Genomic DNA, 15,866 nt, shown 5'->3' with positions numbered 1-15,866 from the left:
GCGTTCGATCAGCTGTTCAGTGACTCGTAGGCGCGCGCCAGCAGCGACGCCGATGCCTCCAGCGCCGCCCGCTCGGCCGCGTCCATGGCGGGCTCGACGACGCGCAGCGCACCGCTCGCGCCGACCAGCGCCGGCAGCGACAGCGAGACGCCTGTGGGCTGCACGCGGCTGACCGGCAACAGCCGGCGTTCGTCATTGACGATGCAGCCGATCAGCTCGGCCGTCACCAGTCCGATGGCATGGTTGGTGGCGCCCTTGCGCCGGATGACCTCATAGGCCGCGCGCCGCACCTGCTGGGCCAGCGACGCCTCCCCTTCTGTCTGCCAGCCGGGCCAGTCGCGCAGCGCCACGCCGTTCACGCGCGCGCCCGACCACAGCACGACCGACGAGTCGCCGTGCTCGCCGACGACCTGGGCATGGATGGACTGTGTGGACAGCCCCAACCGTCCGGCCAGACGCTCGCGCAACCGCGCGGTGTCCAGCAGCGTGCCGGTGCCAATGACGCGCTCCGGCGGCAGTCCGCTGGCCTCGGTGACGACGCGGGTCAGCACGTCGACCGGGTTGGTCACGACCAGCACGATGGCGTCTGAGCCGGCAAGCACGCGGCCGATGCCGGCAGCGATGCGGACGTTGTCGCGCAGCAGTTCCAGCCGGCTCTCGTCCGGGCGGCCGTTGCGGCCTGCGGCCAGCACCACGATATCGGCCCCGTGCATCTGTTCCAGGGGCACCGCCCGCACTGCACAGCGCGGGTAGAAGGCCGCGCCGTCGGCCAAATCCATGGCCTCGCCCTCGGCGACGTCGGCTCGCTGGTCGTGCAGCCAGAGTTCGCCGGCGTGGCCGGACAGCAAAGTGGAGAACGCCACGCTGGTGCCGACCCAGCCGGTGCCGATGATGCCGATGCGTGCTTTCATGGCGGCAGTATGGCGCGTCGCCCACGGCCGCTGCCGTCGATTCGCGCCGCCCGCTCGCCGTTCGTCGCAACCCCGTCGGCGGTGCCCAGACGGGGGCCTAGCATGGACGTCAGCTCGATTCAGGAGATGGCGGCATGACGAACGAGGTGCTGGTGGCCCGCGGCCTGCGCAAGGCTTACGGGAACAGGATGGCCGTGCATGACGTCAGTCTTGGACTTCGCCCCGGCGAGGTGCTGGGCCTGCTGGGCCCCAACGGGGCCGGCAAGTCGACGACGGTGGGCATGATCTGCGGCCTGACGGTGCCCGACGCCGGTTGCGTGACGCTGTCCGGGGGCGTCAGCCTGGCCTCCGACGAGGCCGGCTACAAGCGCCGCATCGGTTTGGTGCCGCAGGACGTCGCGCTCTACGAGGATTTGCCGGCGCGCATGAACCTCGAGCTGTTCGGCGCCCTTTACGGCATGCCGCCGGAGTTGCTGAAGCGCCGCACTGACGAGGTGCTGGCCATGGTTGGCCTGACCGACCGTGCCGGGGACCGGCCCGCCACCTTCTCCGGTGGGATGAAGCGACGCCTCAACATTGCCTGCGCGTTGATCCACGACCCCGAGATCATCCTGCTCGACGAGCCCACGGCCGGCGTCGATCCGCAGAGCCGCAACGCCATCTTCGACAACCTGGAGGGGCTCAAGGCGGCCGGCAAGGCGCTGATCTACACGACGCATTACATGGAGGAGGCCGAGAGGCTGGCCGACCGCATCGTCATCGTCGACCACGGTCGCGTCGTCGCCAGCGGTACTCAGGCCCAGCTCCATGCGCTGCTGCCGGCCGCGCAGACGTTGCACGTCGAGTTGGCCGGCGAGCCCGACGACGCGCTGCTGCAGGGCCTGCCCGGCGTGCAGCGGGTGGGCCAGCGCCTGGACGTCGGCGTGGCCGACATCGGCCGCGACACCGGGCCCCTGCTCGCCGCGTTGGCGGCGCGTGGCATCCAGGTGCGCGGCCTGGCCTCGGCGCGCGCCACACTCGAAGACGTCTTCCTGCAACTTACCGGCCGCCAGCTCAGGGATTGAAACGATGCAAGCCCTTCTCGCACTCGTCCGCGCGGAGATCAAGCTCCACTTCTCCAACCGTCGCGCGGTGCTGATGAGCATCGTCGCGCCCATCCTCATCGCCGCCTTCTTCGGCACCCTGTTCGGCGGTACCAGCAAGATGGCCGGCATTCCCATCGCCGTGGTGGACCTGGATGGCAGCCAGCTGTCGCGCAGCGTCGTCGCTGCGCTGCAGGCCGAGGGTTCGCTGAAGACCACCGTCACCGACGAAGCCGACGCCATGGCCCAGGTGCGCGCCGGCAAGCTGCGCGCGGCGGCCGTGCTGCCTGCTGGCCTCGGCGAACAGGCGGGTAGCGCGATGTTTGGCGGCAGCAAGCCCGAGATCGTGTTGCACTACGACCCTTCGCAGGCCAGTGCACTAGCCGTCGTGCGCGGCCTGCTGGCCCAGACGTTGATGCAGGAGGTCAGCCGTGCCACCTTCAGCGCCGCAGGGCTGGAGGCGATGCAGCAGCAGGTGCGGGACGCAGCCGGCCTGCCCGCCGGCCAGCGCGACGACCTCGTGAAGATGTTCGGCGCCATTGGCAAGGTGCAGCAAGCCGACGCAGCGGTCTCCGCGCCTCGGGCCGGTGGCTTGTCCCTGCCCTACACCACGCGCGAGATCGAGGCGCTGCAATCCAACGCCCATGCCGCGCCGGTGGCCTACAACAGCTATGCCCACTCCTTTGCGGGCATGGGCGTGCAGTTCATCCTGATGAGCGGGGTAGAGCTGGCACTGGGCCTTCTGCTGATGCGCCGCCTGGGACTGTGGAAGCGCTTGCGCGCGGCGCCGCTGTCGCGCGCTCAGTTGCTGGGCAGCCGCATCGTGGCAAGCGCACTGATTTCCCTGATCGTCTTTGTGGTCATCTACGCTGTTGCCATCGCCGCCTTTGGTGTTCGCATTTTGGGTAGCCTGCCGGGCTTCGCGCTGGTGCTGGTCTGTTTCTCGCTGCTTACTGCCAGCTTCGGCTTGCTCGTCGCCGCGCTGGGCCGCACGCCCGAGGCCACGCGTGGCCTGGCCATCCTGGCGACGCTGCTGATGGTCATGCTGGGCGGCGCCTGGGTGCCGGCCTTCATCTTTCCGGAGTGGCTGCAGACGCTGTCTCTGGCGGTGCCCACCCGTTGGGCTGTGGACGCGCTGGATGCGATGACCTGGCGAGGCCAGCCTTTCGCCGAGGCATTGCTGCCCAGCGCCGTGATGCTGGGCTTCAGCGCGGCGTTCGGATTGGTTGCGGTCTGGCGTTTCCGCTGGGAGGAGTGAGCTGCACATCGCGGACACTACGCGGCCGCCATCGCAGGAGGGGAGCATGGGCCAGCACCGCAGTGCCGACGATCGCGCTTTGGGCATGGACCGCCCGATCTCGCGCCGAGACTTCCTCGACGGCATGGCCCAGGCGGCCGGGGCCGCGGCGCTGTCGGTGGCCGGCAGCGCACATTCGGCAGCGCCGCTGCCAAACGATGGCGTTGCGGCGCCGCGGCGACAGGGCTTGCGCGGCTTCGAGAACGCGGCGATGGAGGCCGGCCACGCGGTGCGCGACGGCAAGGGCTTCGGCGCATCAGCGGACACCGGCGAGCACTATGACCTCGCCGTTGTCGGCGCCGGTATGTCGGGGCTGGCCGCGGCCTGGTCCTACCGTCAGCAAATGCCCGGTGCCAGGGTGCTGCTGCTGGACGGCTGTGATGACTTTGGCGGCCATGCGCGCCGCGTCGAGTTCGACGTCGGCGGCCGGCAACTGCTGGTCTGCGGCGGCACGCAGGAGCTCTGGAACCTCAGCACCTTCTCGCCCGAGTCGCTGCGCATGCTGGCGGACATCGGCATTGACCGCGAGCGCTACCGCCGCCACGTGGCGGCTGATCGTGATGCCTTCGCCGCAGCGGGCCTGCGCCCCGGGACTTTCTACAACCGCGAGGACTTCGGCAGCGACCGGCTGGTGCTGAACCCGTCGATGCAGGGCATCACGGCCGAGCGGCTGCGTGCGCACTACGACACCACGCCGCTGCCCGAGCCCGTCAAGCTGGGCATGGTCAGGTACTTCACGGACGCGACCGACCACATGGCCGGGCTGGCCGTGGAGGAGAAGATCCGCCGGCTGCGCCAGATGTCCTTCACCGACTACCTGCTCAACGTCGCAAGGATCCCGCCCGAGGCCGTGGCCTACCACGTCGCCGGCTGGGGCAACGACATGGACAACAGCTCGGCCGGCTACGACACCATGAGCGCCTGGGCTGCGTCGCGCAGCTACCCGCAGTCCTTTGCAGGCCTCGGACTCCCCAAGGTCGAGCGGCGCTCCAACGTGGTCGCTGACGTAGGCGAGCTGATCCAGTTCCCGGATGGCAACGCCGGCGTGGCGCGGTTGCTGATCCGCCACCTGGTGCCCGGCTCGCTGCCCGGCAGCACCGCAGAAGATTCGATCCGTGCGCAGATGCGCTACGACCGACTCGACCGTCCGGGCAGCGACGTGCGCATCCGGCTCTCCAGCATGGTGGTGCGCGCCGCGCATGTCGGCGATCCAGGGGGCGCCCGCGCAGTCGACATTACCTATGTACAGGACGGGCGGGCACAGCGCGTGCGCGCTGGCGCCGTCGTGATGGCCTGCTTCAACGCGATGGTGCCCTACCTGGTGCCCGATCTGCCCGTGGAGCAGAAGGCGGCGCTGAGCCGGGCGGTGCGCAAGGCGCAATTGCGCAGCTTCGTCGCGATCCGCGACTGGAAGGCTTTCCAGAAGCTGGGGGTCTACGGCATCGGCAGCCGCGGCATGCCCTTCGCGTTCACGACGCCCTGGGTCATGCCGGAGTGGGGCGGCGCCTACGAAAACGCGCGCACGCCGGATGAGCCGGCCGTGCTCTTCATGAACCTGTCGCGGCATGTGCTGGACCAGCGCCACAACGGCCTGCCGCCGCGCGAGCGCTGGAAGGCGGCGCGCGCGACGCTGCAGGCCATGACCTTCGAGTCGCTGGAACGGGACATTCGTTCCCAACTGAATCGCATGCTGGGCGGAGGAGGTTTCGATGCTGCGCGTGACATCGCCGGCATTACGGTTTGCCGCTGGGCACACGGCTACGCCGGCGGCGCCAACGAGTTGTATGACGCGGAGGACGCGCCTTGGCTCGTCGGTCGTCAGCGCTTCGGCCGCATCGCGATCGCCAACTCGGACGCCGCAGCCACCTCGCTGACCAACGCCGCATTTGCACAGGGCCATCGGGCCGTGATGGAACTTGTCAATGACGTCGTGCGACCGGTCTATGACTTCCGCTGGTCCGAGCGAGACGGCCGCATGTAGCGATCAGCGGATCGCCATGGCCCAGCGCCCGAATCGCGGCGCCAGGCGCCAGCCGTCCTCGCCCAGCCAGTCGACCGACACCAGCACATGGTGGGCGCGGCCGATCAGCAGCTCGCGCGGCACGGTGCCGATGAATCGTGAGTCTTCGCTGTTGTCGCGGTTGTCGCCGAGCACGAAGAAGCGGCCCGGCGGCACGGTGGTCTCTGGAAAGTCGCGCCTGGCCGGCAGCGCGGGCATGAACTGCACCGCGTGCGACCGTCCGGCGAGGTCCTCGGTGGCGCGCATCGCATCAACGACCCAGCCCGGCTTGACGATCTCGCCCAGCGTGTGGCTGCTGCTATAGGACAGGGGGCGGTCGTTCAGAACCAGCACGCCGTCACGCATGCCGATGCGGTCGCCCGGCAGGCCCACGATGCGTTTGATGAGGCGGGTGCCGTCGGCCGGCGAGCTCAGCGTGACGACGTCGCCGCGTCGCGGCTCGGCCAGCGGCAGCAACACGACGTTGGTCAGCGGTAGCTTGAGGTCGTAGGCCAGGCGGTTGACGAGGACGACGTCACCTTCCAGCAGCGTCGGCCGCATAGAGCCGGAAGGGATGGGATTCCAGTCAGCCACCGCCGTGCGGAACAGCGCAAAGCTGAGCAGGAAAAGGATGAATCCGCGGTTCTCGCGGAGGAAGGGCCGGATGTTCATGGCCGCATGGTGCGCTGCGCCGCCGTGAGGCCGCGATAAGCGCGGGCGAATGGCGGGTGGGGCGGCGTGAATGGCGTTTGCGGCGGCCGAACGGGATTGCGGCCTGCGAAGCATCAGGACGGCGGGTCCTTGGCCCGGGTGCGGGACACCGCCATCATGATGCCGATGCCCGCGACGATGAGGCAGGCGATAGCGACATAGGTGACGGCCAGACCGGCTGTGATCAAGGCCCATGCGATGCCGCCCAGCAGCACCGCGAGCCCGAGGATGTAGAGAGCGAATGACATGGCACCTCCAGGCATTGAGGCGGAGCAAGGCTCCGAACCGTCAGGCGACTCTAGAGGGGTGGCCAGCGGGCGCGCGTCGGATTCCGGTCGCAAGCACCGTAGGCGAGTTCCTACCAGGGGTGCGGGCCTCCGCCGCTCCGGCGGGGGCGCGACGTGGCGTAAGGTGGAGGCTGAATTCCACACCCCGAGATTCAGGAGCCTCGACATGCCGACGTCCCGCCGCTGGATGCCTTCCCAGGCGATCGCCTTGCTGGGCTGGCTGGTCCTGGTGGGAGGGGCTGCCGCGTTGGGGGCCATCGCGTCCAGCGACGCGCAGGCGTTCTATGGGCAGCTTGTGCGGCCCAGTTGGGCCCCGCCTCCGACGGTCTTCGGACCGGTGTGGTCGGTGCTCTATCTGCTGATGGCCATCGCGGCCTGGCTGGTGTGGCGAGAGCGGGGCGCCGACGGCCGGGGCGCAGCCCTGTGCCTGTTCCTGGCGCAACTGGGGGTGAACGCGTTGTGGTCCTGGCTGTTTTTCGCCTGGCATCAGGGCGCGCTGGCTTTCGCCGACGTGCTACTGCTGTTGGGCTTGGTTGCTGCGACGGCCACGGCGTTCTGGCGCATCCGCCGTGCAGCGGGCCTGCTGCTGCTGCCCTACCTCGCCTGGACCGGGTTTGCTTCGGCGTTGACCTGGGCCGTCTGGCAGGGCAATCCGCAGTTGCTTTAGCCCCTCTGGGGCGAAGGCGTCCGTCCGGCGGTGACCCCCAAAGTTACACTGCCCCGATGCCCTCGCTCCTGGCTCTCGACAGCTCCACCGACACGATGGCCCTGGCCCTCGTGACGCCGGGGCAGACGCGGGTTTTCGAGGCCGCAGGCGGGGCCCAGGCGTCGGCGCGCATGCTGCCGGAGGTCAAGGCCTTGCTGGCCGGTGCTGGATTGGACATGGCCGAACTGGACGCTGTCGCCTTCGGCCAAGGCCCCGGCGCTTTCACCGGCCTGCGCACCGCCTGCGCGGTCGCACAGGGTCTGGCTTTCGGCCTGGACAAGCCAGTGCTGGCTGTCGACAGCCTGATGCTGGTCGCGGAAGACGCACGTGCCCAGGGCGCCGGGGATGATGTCTGGGTGGCCATGGACGCGCGCATCGGGGAGATCTACGCTGCCCACTACCGCTGGGCTGAGGGAGCCTGGACTGCCGTTGAGGCACCGGCCCTTTATCGTCCCGAGGTGCTGGCCGCTCATTGGGGAGTGCCGGCCGCTGCGGCCGGCTCGGCGCTGGCGGAGTACGCCGACGCCCTGGGGCGCCTGCCGCGTGCCTGGCCGCAGGCCCGCTCCCGTGCCGCGGCTCTGGGGGCCCTCGCGCTGGCCGCCTGGCAGCGCGGCGAGACCCGCGACGCGGCCGAGGCCTTGCCGGTCTATGTGCGCGACAAGGTCGCGCTGACGACGGCCGAGCGAGAGCAACGGTCATGAGCGCGCTGCTGGAGCGCCGCCTGCCGCCCTTCGATGCGGCGGCGATGCGGGTCCCTGACCTGACCGAGATCATTGCGGTCGAGCACCAGACCTATCCCGTGCCGTGGACGCATGGCAATTTCGTGGACTCGCTGGCGGCCGGCTATCCCGCCGAGGTGCTGCGCGGGCCGCGTGCTGAACTGCAGGGCTACTGGGTTGCCATGCCAGGTGTGGACGAGATGCACCTGCTCAACATCACCGTCGTGCCGGCCTGGCAGGGGCGTGGCCTGGCTGTGGTCATGCTGGACCGCCTGGTTGATGAATGCCGCCGCCGTGGCCTGCCGCAGCTGTGGCTGGAGGTGCGCGTTGGCAATGCCCGTGCCCGTGAGGTCTACCAGCGTTACGGCTTCGCCGAGGTGGGCCGGCGCCGCGCCTATTACCCGGTGCAGCAAGGGCCCCGAGAGGATGCCATTCTGATGAGCCTGTCGGTGGCGGTATGAGCTGGGACGCGCGCCAACGGGCCATGCTGGCCGAGATGGGGTTCCGCCTGCCTGCCGCCACGTCGGCCGGGGTCGAGGCTGGCGTCGTCGAGCTCGCAGAACCGGAGCCCGAACCCATCGTCATTGCTGCGCCGCCGCCGACCATCCTGCGCGTGGCGCCCACTGCCGCTCCTTCGAGCTTTGCGGGCCTGGGCCTGTCGGCGCTGCGAGAGGCTGTGTCCGCTTGCCGTGCCTGCGGCTTGTGCGAGCAGCGGCGCCACGCCGTCTTCGGCAGTGGCGCACTGGCGCAGCCGCAGTGGCTGGTCGTGACTGACGCGCCGGACGAGGCCGATGACGCCGGTGGTGAGGCCCTGAGTGGTGACGCCGGGCGCTTGCTGGACCGCATGCTGCTGGCAGCCGGCCAGCGCCGGGGCGGTGATGGGGCGAGCGCTTTCGTGACGCCTGTCGTCAAGTGCCGTCCGCCGCGCGGCCGCGCGCCGCTGCCGCCGGAGCTGGAGGCTTGCGAGGCCGTGCTGGCCGCCCAGGTCGAGCAACTGCGGCCCCGCCTCGTGCTGGCGCTGGGCCTGCAGGCGGCGCGCCGGCTGACCGGTTTGGCCGAGCCGCTGGGCCGGTTGCGCGGCCGGGTGCATCGCTGGCGTGACCTGCCTGTGGTGGTCTCCTACCATCCAGCGTATCTTTTGCGTTCGCCTGCCGACAAGGCGGGCGCCTGGGACGATCTGTGTCTGGCCCGCCGGACGATGCAAGCCTCGTGAACGCGCTCACTGCTCCCGATTTCGAACGCCAGGCGCTGGACGCGGCGCGCTTTCGCATGCTGGCGGACCACGTGCCGGCGTGGATCGCCCTGTACGGCGCCGCGGACCACCGCTGCCTGTTCGCCAACCGCGGCTATGCCGAGGCCTTTGGCCTCACGCAGGAGTCCATCGTCGGCCTGCATTTCAGTGAGATCGTCGGCAGCGAGGCCTACGAACAGGTGCGGCTGTCGGTCGACGAGCTGGTGCGCGATCACAAATCGGTGGTCTACGAGCGCGAGCTGCCGCGGCTCGGCGGCGGACGCTCCTGCCACGAGATCCACCTGATTCCACAGTTCGACGAAGCCGGTGTGCTGCTGGGCAGTTGGGTGCTGGTCTACGACATCACGCGCCACCGCGAGGCCGAGCGACTGCTGCGCGAGTCCGAGACCCGCCTCGACAAGTTCATGCAGGCGACGGTGGAGGGGATCCTCTTCCACCGCGATGGCCGCATGACGGACGTGAACCCGCCGCTGTGCGCATTGACGGGCTGGTCGGCCGGGGAACTCATCGGTCAGCACGTGCTGGCCTTCGTGACCGAGGATGAACTGCCCAAGGTGCGCGAGGTCATGCAGCAGAGCCAGGAACTGCGCTACGAGACGGTCATCAAGCACCGCGATGGATCGCGCATACCCGTTGAGCTCATCATGCGCACCGTGGAGCTGGACGGCGAGAAGTTGCGCATGGCTGTCGTGCGCGATATCCGCGACCGGCTCGCCAGCGAGGCGCGCATCCAGCACCTGGCCCTGCATGACGGGTTGACCGGCCTGCTCAACCGCGCCGCCTTCATGGACCGCATGACCCTGCTGATGCGCCGTGCCGAGCGCAAGGGCGAGATGCTGGCCCTGCTCTTCATCGACCTGGACAACTTCAAGCGCGTCAACGATTCCCTGGGGCATCTCGAAGGCGACCAGGTGCTGACGACGGTATCCGAGCGCCTCGTCGGCGCACTGCGTGGCAGCGACCTCGTCGGCCGCTTCGGCGGCGACGAGTTCGTCGTGTTGCTGAGCGACCTGGCCACCCGCGCCGACATCGTCGTCGTGCTGGAGGCGCTGCTGTCAGTCGTGGAGGTGCCGGTGAAGGCCGACGGCCGTGCGCTGTCCGTCACGCCGTCCATCGGCGTGGCCGTCTATCCCGACGATGGCCGCCAGGCCGACGAGCTTATCCAACATGCCGACACGGCCATGTACCGCGCGAAGGCGCGTGGACGCGCGACCTACCAGTTCTTCGAGCCGGCGCTGGCCGAGACGGCCTATGCCGACTTGGTGCTGGAGGCCGAGCTGGCGCAGGGCCTGACGCGCAACGAGTTCGAGCTGTTCTTCCAGCCTCAGGTCGAGGCGACCACGGGCCAGTTCTCCGGCGCCGAGGCCCTGCTGCGCTGGCGCCATCCGCAGCGCGGCCTGTTGAGCCCCGACGCCTTCATCTTCGTGGCCGAGCGCCACCGCCTGATGTTGTCGCTGGGCGAGTGGGTGCTGCGTGAGGCAGCCACGACGGCGCGACGCTGGCGCGAGAAGGGCCTGACTGACGGTCATGGGCCGATGCGCATCGCGGTCAACCTGTCGCGTATGCAGTTCCACCTCGAGGGCTTTGCCGACACGGTGGAGCGCCTGCTCGCCGAGACCGGGGCCCAGGGGCGCTGGCTGGAGCTGGAGCTGACGGAGCGCATGCTCATCGACGACATCGAGCACGCGCCGGCCACGCTGGCCCAGCTGCGTGCACTGGGCCTCACGGTGTCGGTCGACGACTTTGGCACCGGCTACACCTCACTGGCCCACCTGACCGAGCTGCCGCTGGACAAGCTCAAGATCGACCAGAGCTTCGTCGCTCGCTTGCCCGACGATGTCGGTGCCCAAGCCATCACGCGAGCCATCGTGCAGATGGCCGTGGGCCTGGGGCTCACCGTCACTGCCGAGGGTGTGCGCAGCGCCGCCCAGTGGCAGTTGCTGGCCGGCTGGGGGTGCCAGCAGTTCCAGGGCGAACTGGTCGGTGCGCCAATGCCGGCCGCGGAGTTCGAGGCGTGGGTGAAGGCGCGATGACACTGGTGCGAAAAATCCACGCCGAGATCGCCGAAAACGGCGGCTGGCTGCCCTTCGACCGCTTCATGAGCCTCGCGCTGTACGAGCCGGGGCTGGGCTATTACGCCGGTCGCCGCCGGAAGTTGGGTCAGATGCCCGAGGGGGGCTCTGACTTCGTCACGGCGCCGGAAATGTCGCCGCTTTTCGGCCGCGCGCTTGCTCGCCAACTGGCCCAGGCCATGGACGCCAGCGGCTGCCGCGACGTCGTCGAGTTCGGCGCCGGCTCGGGCGCATTGGCGGCGCAGCTTATCGTCGAGCTGGACGCACTGGATGCGGGACTGGCGCGCTACCGCATTGTCGAGCTGTCCGCCGACCTGCGCGAGCGCCAGCGCGAGCGGCTTGCCCATTGGGGCGACCGGGTCGAATGGCTGGACGCGCTGCCGGCCGAGCTGGAGGCGATTGTCATTGGCAACGAGGTGCTGGACGCGATGCCCGTGCAGTTGCTGGCCTTCGATGGTCAGATCTGGCGTGAGCGCGGCGTGGTGTCGGCAGGGGAGGGCTTCGCCTTCGAGGACCGCGACAGCATGCTGCGGCCGCCGATAGAGACCGGTTTCGTGCCCGGCACCGTCACCGAAATCCATCCTCAGGGCGATGCCTTCATCGCGACGCTGGCCCGCACCCTCAAGCGCGGCGCGGCCCTCTTCATCGACTACGGTTTCCCCGAGGCCGAGTACTACCACCCGCAGCGCCGCGGTGGCACGTTGATGTGTCATCAGGCCCACCAGGCCGACGCCGACCCGCTCGTCGCCGTAGGCGACAAGGACATCACGGCCCACGTCAACTTCACCGGCACAGCGCTGGCGGGCCAGGATGCCGGCCTCGTCGTGCTGGGCTACACCAGCCAGGCGAATTTCCTGCTCAACTGCGGCATCGCCGATCTGCTGGCCGGCGCGTCGCTCGCCGAGCGCGCGATGGCGCATCGCCTGCTGGCCGAGCACGAGATGGGCGAGTTGTTCAAGGTGATCGCCTTCGCGCCGCTGAGTGCACCGTTCGATGCTCTCGGGTTTGAACGCGGAGATCGTTCTCACAAGCTCTGAGGAGTGCGTGGATGAAGGCTTGGTGGATGCTGTTGCTGTGCGCTCCGGCGCTGGCTCAGGACGTGAATGCCGGCCGCAGCCTGGCGGCCACTTGCGCCAACTGCCATGGGAGTGACGGCCGACCCAAGGGCGTCGTGATGCCGCCGCTGGCCGGCATGCCCGCCGACCAGATGCTGAAGCGCATGGCCGACTACCGCAGCGGCCGGCAGGCCGGCACCGTCATGCCGCAGATCGCCAAGGGCTATACCGAGGAACAGCTGCGCCTGATCGCAGCCTACTTCGCGGCCCGAGCCCAGCCATGATGGCGCGGCGTCAGCTCATCGCGGCAGGCGGACTCGCGCTGGCCGGTTGTGCCAGCCCGACGGCGAGCGTCGGTCGCGTCGTCGTCGTGGGCGGCGGCTTTGGCGGCGCCACGGCGGCGCGCTATCTGAAGCTCTGGGGCGGCGCGGCCGTCGACGTGGTGCTGGTGGAGCGCAACGCGGGCTTCCTGTCCTGCCCGATGTCCAACCTCGTCATCGCCGGTGAGCGTGATCCGGGCAGCATCAGTCTGGGCTACAACGGTTTGCTGGCCCAGGGCGTGAAGCGGGTGCGCGGCGAAGTCATCGACATCAATCCCGGCGCGAGGACCCTGAGGCTGGCGGATCGCAGCGCTATCGGCTGGGACCGCCTCATCCTGGCGCCCGGCATCGACTTCAGCTTCGACGACGTGCCCGGCCTGCGTGCCGCCCTCGATGGCGGCCGCGCCGTGCACGCCTGGAAGGCCGGCGCGCAGACGCTGGCGCTGCGTCGCCAGCTCGAGAGCCTCCCGGACGGCGGCGTGGTGCTGATGAGCATTCCCAAGGCGCCCTACCGCTGTCCGCCTGGGCCCTATGAGCGCGCCTGCCTGATCGCCTCATGGCTGAAGCGCGCCAAGCCGCGCGCCAAACTACTCGTGCTGGATGCGAACCCCGAGGTGCAGAGCAAGAAGGCGTTGTTCGAGCGCGCGTTCGCGCAGCATCACGCAGGCGTGCTGGAGTACCGGCCCAATGCCGAGCTGCAGCAGGTGCTGGCCGACGGCACGGCGCGTTTCGAGTTCGAGGATGTGAAGGCTGATGTGCTGAACCTGATCCCGCCCCAGCGCGCCGGTGATCTCGCGCGCGACTTCGCCAATGTGAACCGCCGCTGGGTGGGCGTCGACTGGTTGACGATGGAGGCTCAGGCCGCACCGGGCGTGCACGTCGTGGGCGATGCGATCTTCTCGGCACAGGGCATGCCCAAGTCCGCTCACCTTGCCAACCAGCAGGCCAAGCTTGCGGCGGCAGCCGTGCTGCAACTGCTCAAGGGCGAGGCTGTGAACCCGGCGCCCGTGGTGATGAACACCTGCTACAGCTTCATCACACCGACCGAGGCCATGCATGTGGCTTCGATCCACCAGTACGACGCGGCGGAGAAGACGATGAGATCACTGCCGGGCGGCCTGTCGCCCGCCGCCAGTGCTCAGGAGGCAACCTTCGCTCAGGCGTGGGCCGACAACATCTGGACCGACACGCTGGCCCTGTAGCTCACCAGGTGCCGGTGTTGGGCATGGACGTCCACGGCTCGGCGGGTGCCAGTGCCGGGCCGTGTTGCAGCAGCTCCACCGAGATGCCGTCCGGCGAGCGCACGAAGGCCATGCGGCCGTCGCGTGGCGGGCGGTTGATGAGCACGCCGTGGTCCATCAGCTTCTGGCAGGCAGCGTAGATGTCGGGCACGGCATAGGCCAGGTGGCCGAAGTTGCGGCCACCGGTGTAGCTCTCGACCTTGCCATCGGCATCGGGCCAGTTGTAGGTCAACTCGACCTGCGCGTCCTCGTCGCCCGGGGCCGCCAGGTAGACCAGCGTGAAGCGGCCGGCCTCATGCTCGGAGCGCCTGACCTCCGTCAGACCGAGGGCATCGCGGAAGAAGCGCATCGAGGCGTCCAGGTCATGGACGCGGACCATGGTGTGTAGGTATTTCATGGCTGAGATTGTCGGCCCGGGCTCAATAGCCCTGTGCCGCCGTCGGCTTGTCCGTGGCCTGCGCGCTCCGCGACGGGGCTGCCCCCAGTTGAGCCACCCAGGCGGGGCAGCGGCCGTCCCCTGTGCCACCAAAGCCTCCACTGGGCGAGCAGATGCGCCGGCCGTCAGCGTCGTAAAGGTAGTTGAAATGGTCGCAGCAGGGCGCGTTGACCAGGTAGAACACCCGGCCATCCGTGCGCTTGAGCGCCATCATCGACGTGCGCTCGCGCGTCCGCCCGGCCTCGAAGGCGTCGATGCGCTCGCGCATGGCCGGGTCGGGAGAGGCGACGGGGGGTGCCTCCACGTCCCACGAGAGTGCGTCGCTGGCGGCGATGGCTCCAGCGGACAGCAGGAGTGCGGCGGCAAGGCCTGCGTACCACCAGGTGGGTGATATGGGTGAAGTGGGCAAGCGCATGGTGGCGCAGTATGGTGCAACCGTCAGTAGTCCAGCCACTCCATCGGCGAGACCAGAGCGCCGCCACGGATGCGCTCTAGCGTGCCGGTCAGGATGTCGATGTTGTTGTCAAAGCTGCCGTGGCTGGCGTCGATCTGGTCACCGGTCTTGGTCGTGCGGACCTTGGGCGATGCGACGATTTGCAACAGGTCGCCGGCCGGCCAAAGCTTGAGCCAGGCCGCGATGTCGGCGTTCGGCGGGCCGCTCCACTGGTCGTCCACCCAGGCCGGGTCGGGCCTGATCAGTGCGCGCTCCATGCCTAGCAGGGGTTGCTTGCGGATGTCGTCGAGCGCGCGCGAAACGAGGTAGAGCAGCGATTTTCCGTAGATGTCTCGCTCGGCACTGGGTAGGCCGTCGGCGCGCTCGTTGGCGTCGGTCAGCACGTGCAGGCGCAGCCGACTCAAAGACAGCACCCCGGCCTGGTGGGCCGCGCCGTAATGCTGCACGGCGAAGCCGCTGGAACAGGCAGCGGCATACAGCTCGCAGCTGGCGACCTGGACGACGTCGGCGTCGCCCAGCCGCCCGAGCAGGTGACCCAGCAGGATGGAGCCGGCTGAGTGGCCGACGAGGTGGATCTCCAGCGTCCTGCCACTCTTGGCCAGGTCGTCGCGAAGTTCTCGCAGCATGCGAGCGGTCAGGTCCAACACGTGATCGGCCGTGGCCCCGCCCTCTGCGTTCTCGCGCATCTCGCTCCAGATGCCACGCGCGAACTGGCGGCCCACGGCCTCGATGGCGCGGTCCTTGGCCTCGGCGGCGACCTCGCGCAGGCGATCCAGCCAGCCGGCGCTGCGGTCGGCCGAATCGACGACGCGGTGCTTGAGGTCTTCAAGGATGTCCTTCAGCGTTTCGCCGGGGCCGGTCTTCCATGTGAAGAACAGCGGATAGATGCCGTTGGCGGTGAAGTAGGGCGCCAGCACGCGGATGCGCTGGATGGAGCCGATTTCGTTGTTCAGGCCGCCATGCGCGTAGAGGGCGAGCTTGACGACCTTGTCCTTGCTCGCCTTGAACCAGGCGGCGGGGCGCTCGACGACGATCTCGCGCGCCAGGCCCTCGCGGTCGTCGCGGTCGCGCGTGAAGTCGGTGGACATCAGTTGGCCGTCGTTGCCTGAGACCAGCGTGTGGGTGTAGGCCTCGTCGGTCCGCAACGGCTGGTAGGGCTTGTGCGAGAAGACGTGGTTGAAGGGCCAGGGGTCGTCGCGCGGGTTGTCACCCTGGTTCAGCGTGGCGCCCACGTCGGACAGGCCGCGCCCGGCCATCGTGCGGAAGCCGCTGGCCGGCGCCCCCTTGACCGGCTTCGCGCCCGGGGCCTGGCGCGCCTTCACGT

The 15,866-nt window shown here is 69.2% G+C and carries 16 protein-coding genes and 1 pseudogene; 11 read left to right on the top strand and 6 right to left on the bottom strand.

From position 1 onward, the window contains the following. Positions 1 to 8 precede the first annotated feature (8 nt). On the bottom strand, positions 9 to 911 hold the full coding sequence (locus VGF12_RS19305) for a lactate/malate family dehydrogenase (protein ID WP_331177675.1): 903 nt from the start codon (positions 909 to 911) through the stop codon (positions 9 to 11). A gap of 134 nt (positions 912 to 1,045) precedes the next feature. On the opposite strand from VGF12_RS19305, the gene VGF12_RS19300 reads away from it, so the two are divergent. From VGF12_RS19300 to VGF12_RS19290, 3 genes are read left to right on the top strand one after another with little or no spacing between them, the layout of a single operon-like run. Then, positions 1,046 to 1,975, top strand: coding sequence for an ABC transporter ATP-binding protein (locus VGF12_RS19300; RefSeq protein ID WP_331177674.1), 930 nt, complete (start codon positions 1,046 to 1,048; stop codon positions 1,973 to 1,975). Between the two features lie 4 nt (positions 1,976 to 1,979). Further along, positions 1,980 to 3,251: an ABC transporter permease gene (locus VGF12_RS19295; protein WP_331177673.1), complete on the top strand. Its 1,272-nt coding sequence runs from the start codon at positions 1,980 to 1,982 to the stop codon at positions 3,249 to 3,251. Between the two features lie 46 nt (positions 3,252 to 3,297). Further along, positions 3,298 to 5,271, top strand: coding sequence for an FAD/NAD(P)-binding protein (locus tag VGF12_RS19290; protein ID WP_331177672.1), 1,974 nt, complete (start codon positions 3,298 to 3,300; stop codon positions 5,269 to 5,271). A gap of 3 nt (positions 5,272 to 5,274) precedes the next feature. Here VGF12_RS19290 and lepB read toward each other — a convergent pair whose 3' ends face one another. Together lepB and VGF12_RS19280 are read right to left on the bottom strand one after the other, a co-directional pair. Further along, entirely contained in the window at positions 5,275 to 5,961 is a 687-nt protein-coding gene (lepB, locus tag VGF12_RS19285; protein WP_331177671.1) for a signal peptidase I, read from the bottom strand. 113 nt (positions 5,962 to 6,074) lie between these two features. Further along, on the bottom strand, positions 6,075 to 6,248 hold the full coding sequence (locus tag VGF12_RS19280; protein WP_331177670.1) for a hypothetical protein: 174 nt from the start codon (positions 6,246 to 6,248) through the stop codon (positions 6,075 to 6,077). Between the two features lie 205 nt (positions 6,249 to 6,453). Between VGF12_RS19280 and VGF12_RS19275 the strand changes: the two genes are divergently transcribed. Genes VGF12_RS19275 through VGF12_RS19240 form a run of 8 tightly spaced genes read left to right on the top strand, consistent with a single transcriptional unit; the run spans position 6,454 to position 13,613 of the window. Continuing rightward, complete coding sequence (locus tag VGF12_RS19275) at positions 6,454 to 6,954, top strand: TspO/MBR family protein (RefSeq protein ID WP_331177669.1); 501 nt, start codon at positions 6,454 to 6,456, stop codon at positions 6,952 to 6,954. 56 nt (positions 6,955 to 7,010) lie between these two features. Then, positions 7,011 to 7,694, top strand: a complete 684-nt coding sequence (tsaB, locus tag VGF12_RS19270; protein ID WP_331177668.1) for a tRNA (adenosine(37)-N6)-threonylcarbamoyltransferase complex dimerization subunit type 1 TsaB — start codon at positions 7,011 to 7,013, stop codon at positions 7,692 to 7,694. Next, positions 7,691 to 8,173, top strand: coding sequence for a ribosomal protein S18-alanine N-acetyltransferase (gene rimI / locus VGF12_RS19265; RefSeq protein WP_331177667.1), 483 nt, complete (start codon positions 7,691 to 7,693; stop codon positions 8,171 to 8,173). Before tsaB ends, rimI begins: the two co-directional genes overlap by 4 nt. Continuing rightward, positions 8,170 to 8,925, top strand: coding sequence for a uracil-DNA glycosylase (locus VGF12_RS19260; RefSeq protein ID WP_331177666.1), 756 nt, complete (start codon positions 8,170 to 8,172; stop codon positions 8,923 to 8,925). The genes rimI and VGF12_RS19260 overlap by 4 nt, the downstream gene beginning before the upstream one ends. Beyond that, the gene (locus VGF12_RS19255) at positions 8,922 to 10,997 is read left to right on the top strand and encodes a putative bifunctional diguanylate cyclase/phosphodiesterase (protein WP_331177665.1); all 2,076 of its coding nucleotides are present in this window, start codon (positions 8,922 to 8,924) and stop codon (positions 10,995 to 10,997) included. The genes VGF12_RS19260 and VGF12_RS19255 overlap by 4 nt, the downstream gene beginning before the upstream one ends. Continuing rightward, positions 10,994 to 12,073, top strand: a complete 1,080-nt coding sequence (locus VGF12_RS19250; RefSeq protein WP_331177664.1) for a class I SAM-dependent methyltransferase — start codon at positions 10,994 to 10,996, stop codon at positions 12,071 to 12,073. Before VGF12_RS19255 ends, VGF12_RS19250 begins: the two co-directional genes overlap by 4 nt. 11 nt (positions 12,074 to 12,084) lie before the next feature. Next, entirely contained in the window at positions 12,085 to 12,375 is a 291-nt protein-coding gene (locus tag VGF12_RS19245) for a c-type cytochrome (RefSeq protein WP_331177663.1), read from the top strand. Further along, entirely contained in the window at positions 12,372 to 13,613 is a 1,242-nt protein-coding gene (locus VGF12_RS19240) for an NAD(P)/FAD-dependent oxidoreductase (RefSeq protein WP_331177662.1), read from the top strand. The genes VGF12_RS19245 and VGF12_RS19240 overlap by 4 nt, the downstream gene beginning before the upstream one ends. Position 13,614: 1 nt before the next feature. On the opposite strand, the gene VGF12_RS19235 is transcribed toward VGF12_RS19240, so the two are convergent. From VGF12_RS19235 to VGF12_RS19225, 3 genes and pseudogenes are all read right to left on the bottom strand, one after another. Beyond that, positions 13,615 to 14,049 carry a VOC family protein gene (locus VGF12_RS19235; protein ID WP_331177661.1) on the bottom strand — a complete coding sequence of 145 codons (435 nt, stop codon included), beginning with the start codon at positions 14,047 to 14,049 and terminating at the stop codon, positions 13,615 to 13,617. Positions 14,050 to 14,071: 22 nt separating this feature from the next. Next, positions 14,072 to 14,503 carry a DUF6970 domain-containing protein gene (locus VGF12_RS19230; protein ID WP_331177660.1) on the bottom strand — a complete coding sequence of 144 codons (432 nt, stop codon included), beginning with the start codon at positions 14,501 to 14,503 and terminating at the stop codon, positions 14,072 to 14,074. A gap of 23 nt (positions 14,504 to 14,526) precedes the next feature. Further along, positions 14,527 to 15,866, bottom strand: a pseudogene (locus VGF12_RS19225) (hypothetical protein); the annotation flags it as partial.

Source organism: Roseateles sp. (genome assembly GCF_036404855.1).
Taxonomy (GTDB): domain Bacteria; phylum Pseudomonadota; class Gammaproteobacteria; order Burkholderiales; family Burkholderiaceae_C; genus Pelomonas.
This window is presented reverse-complemented; position numbering and strand designations above follow the sequence as displayed.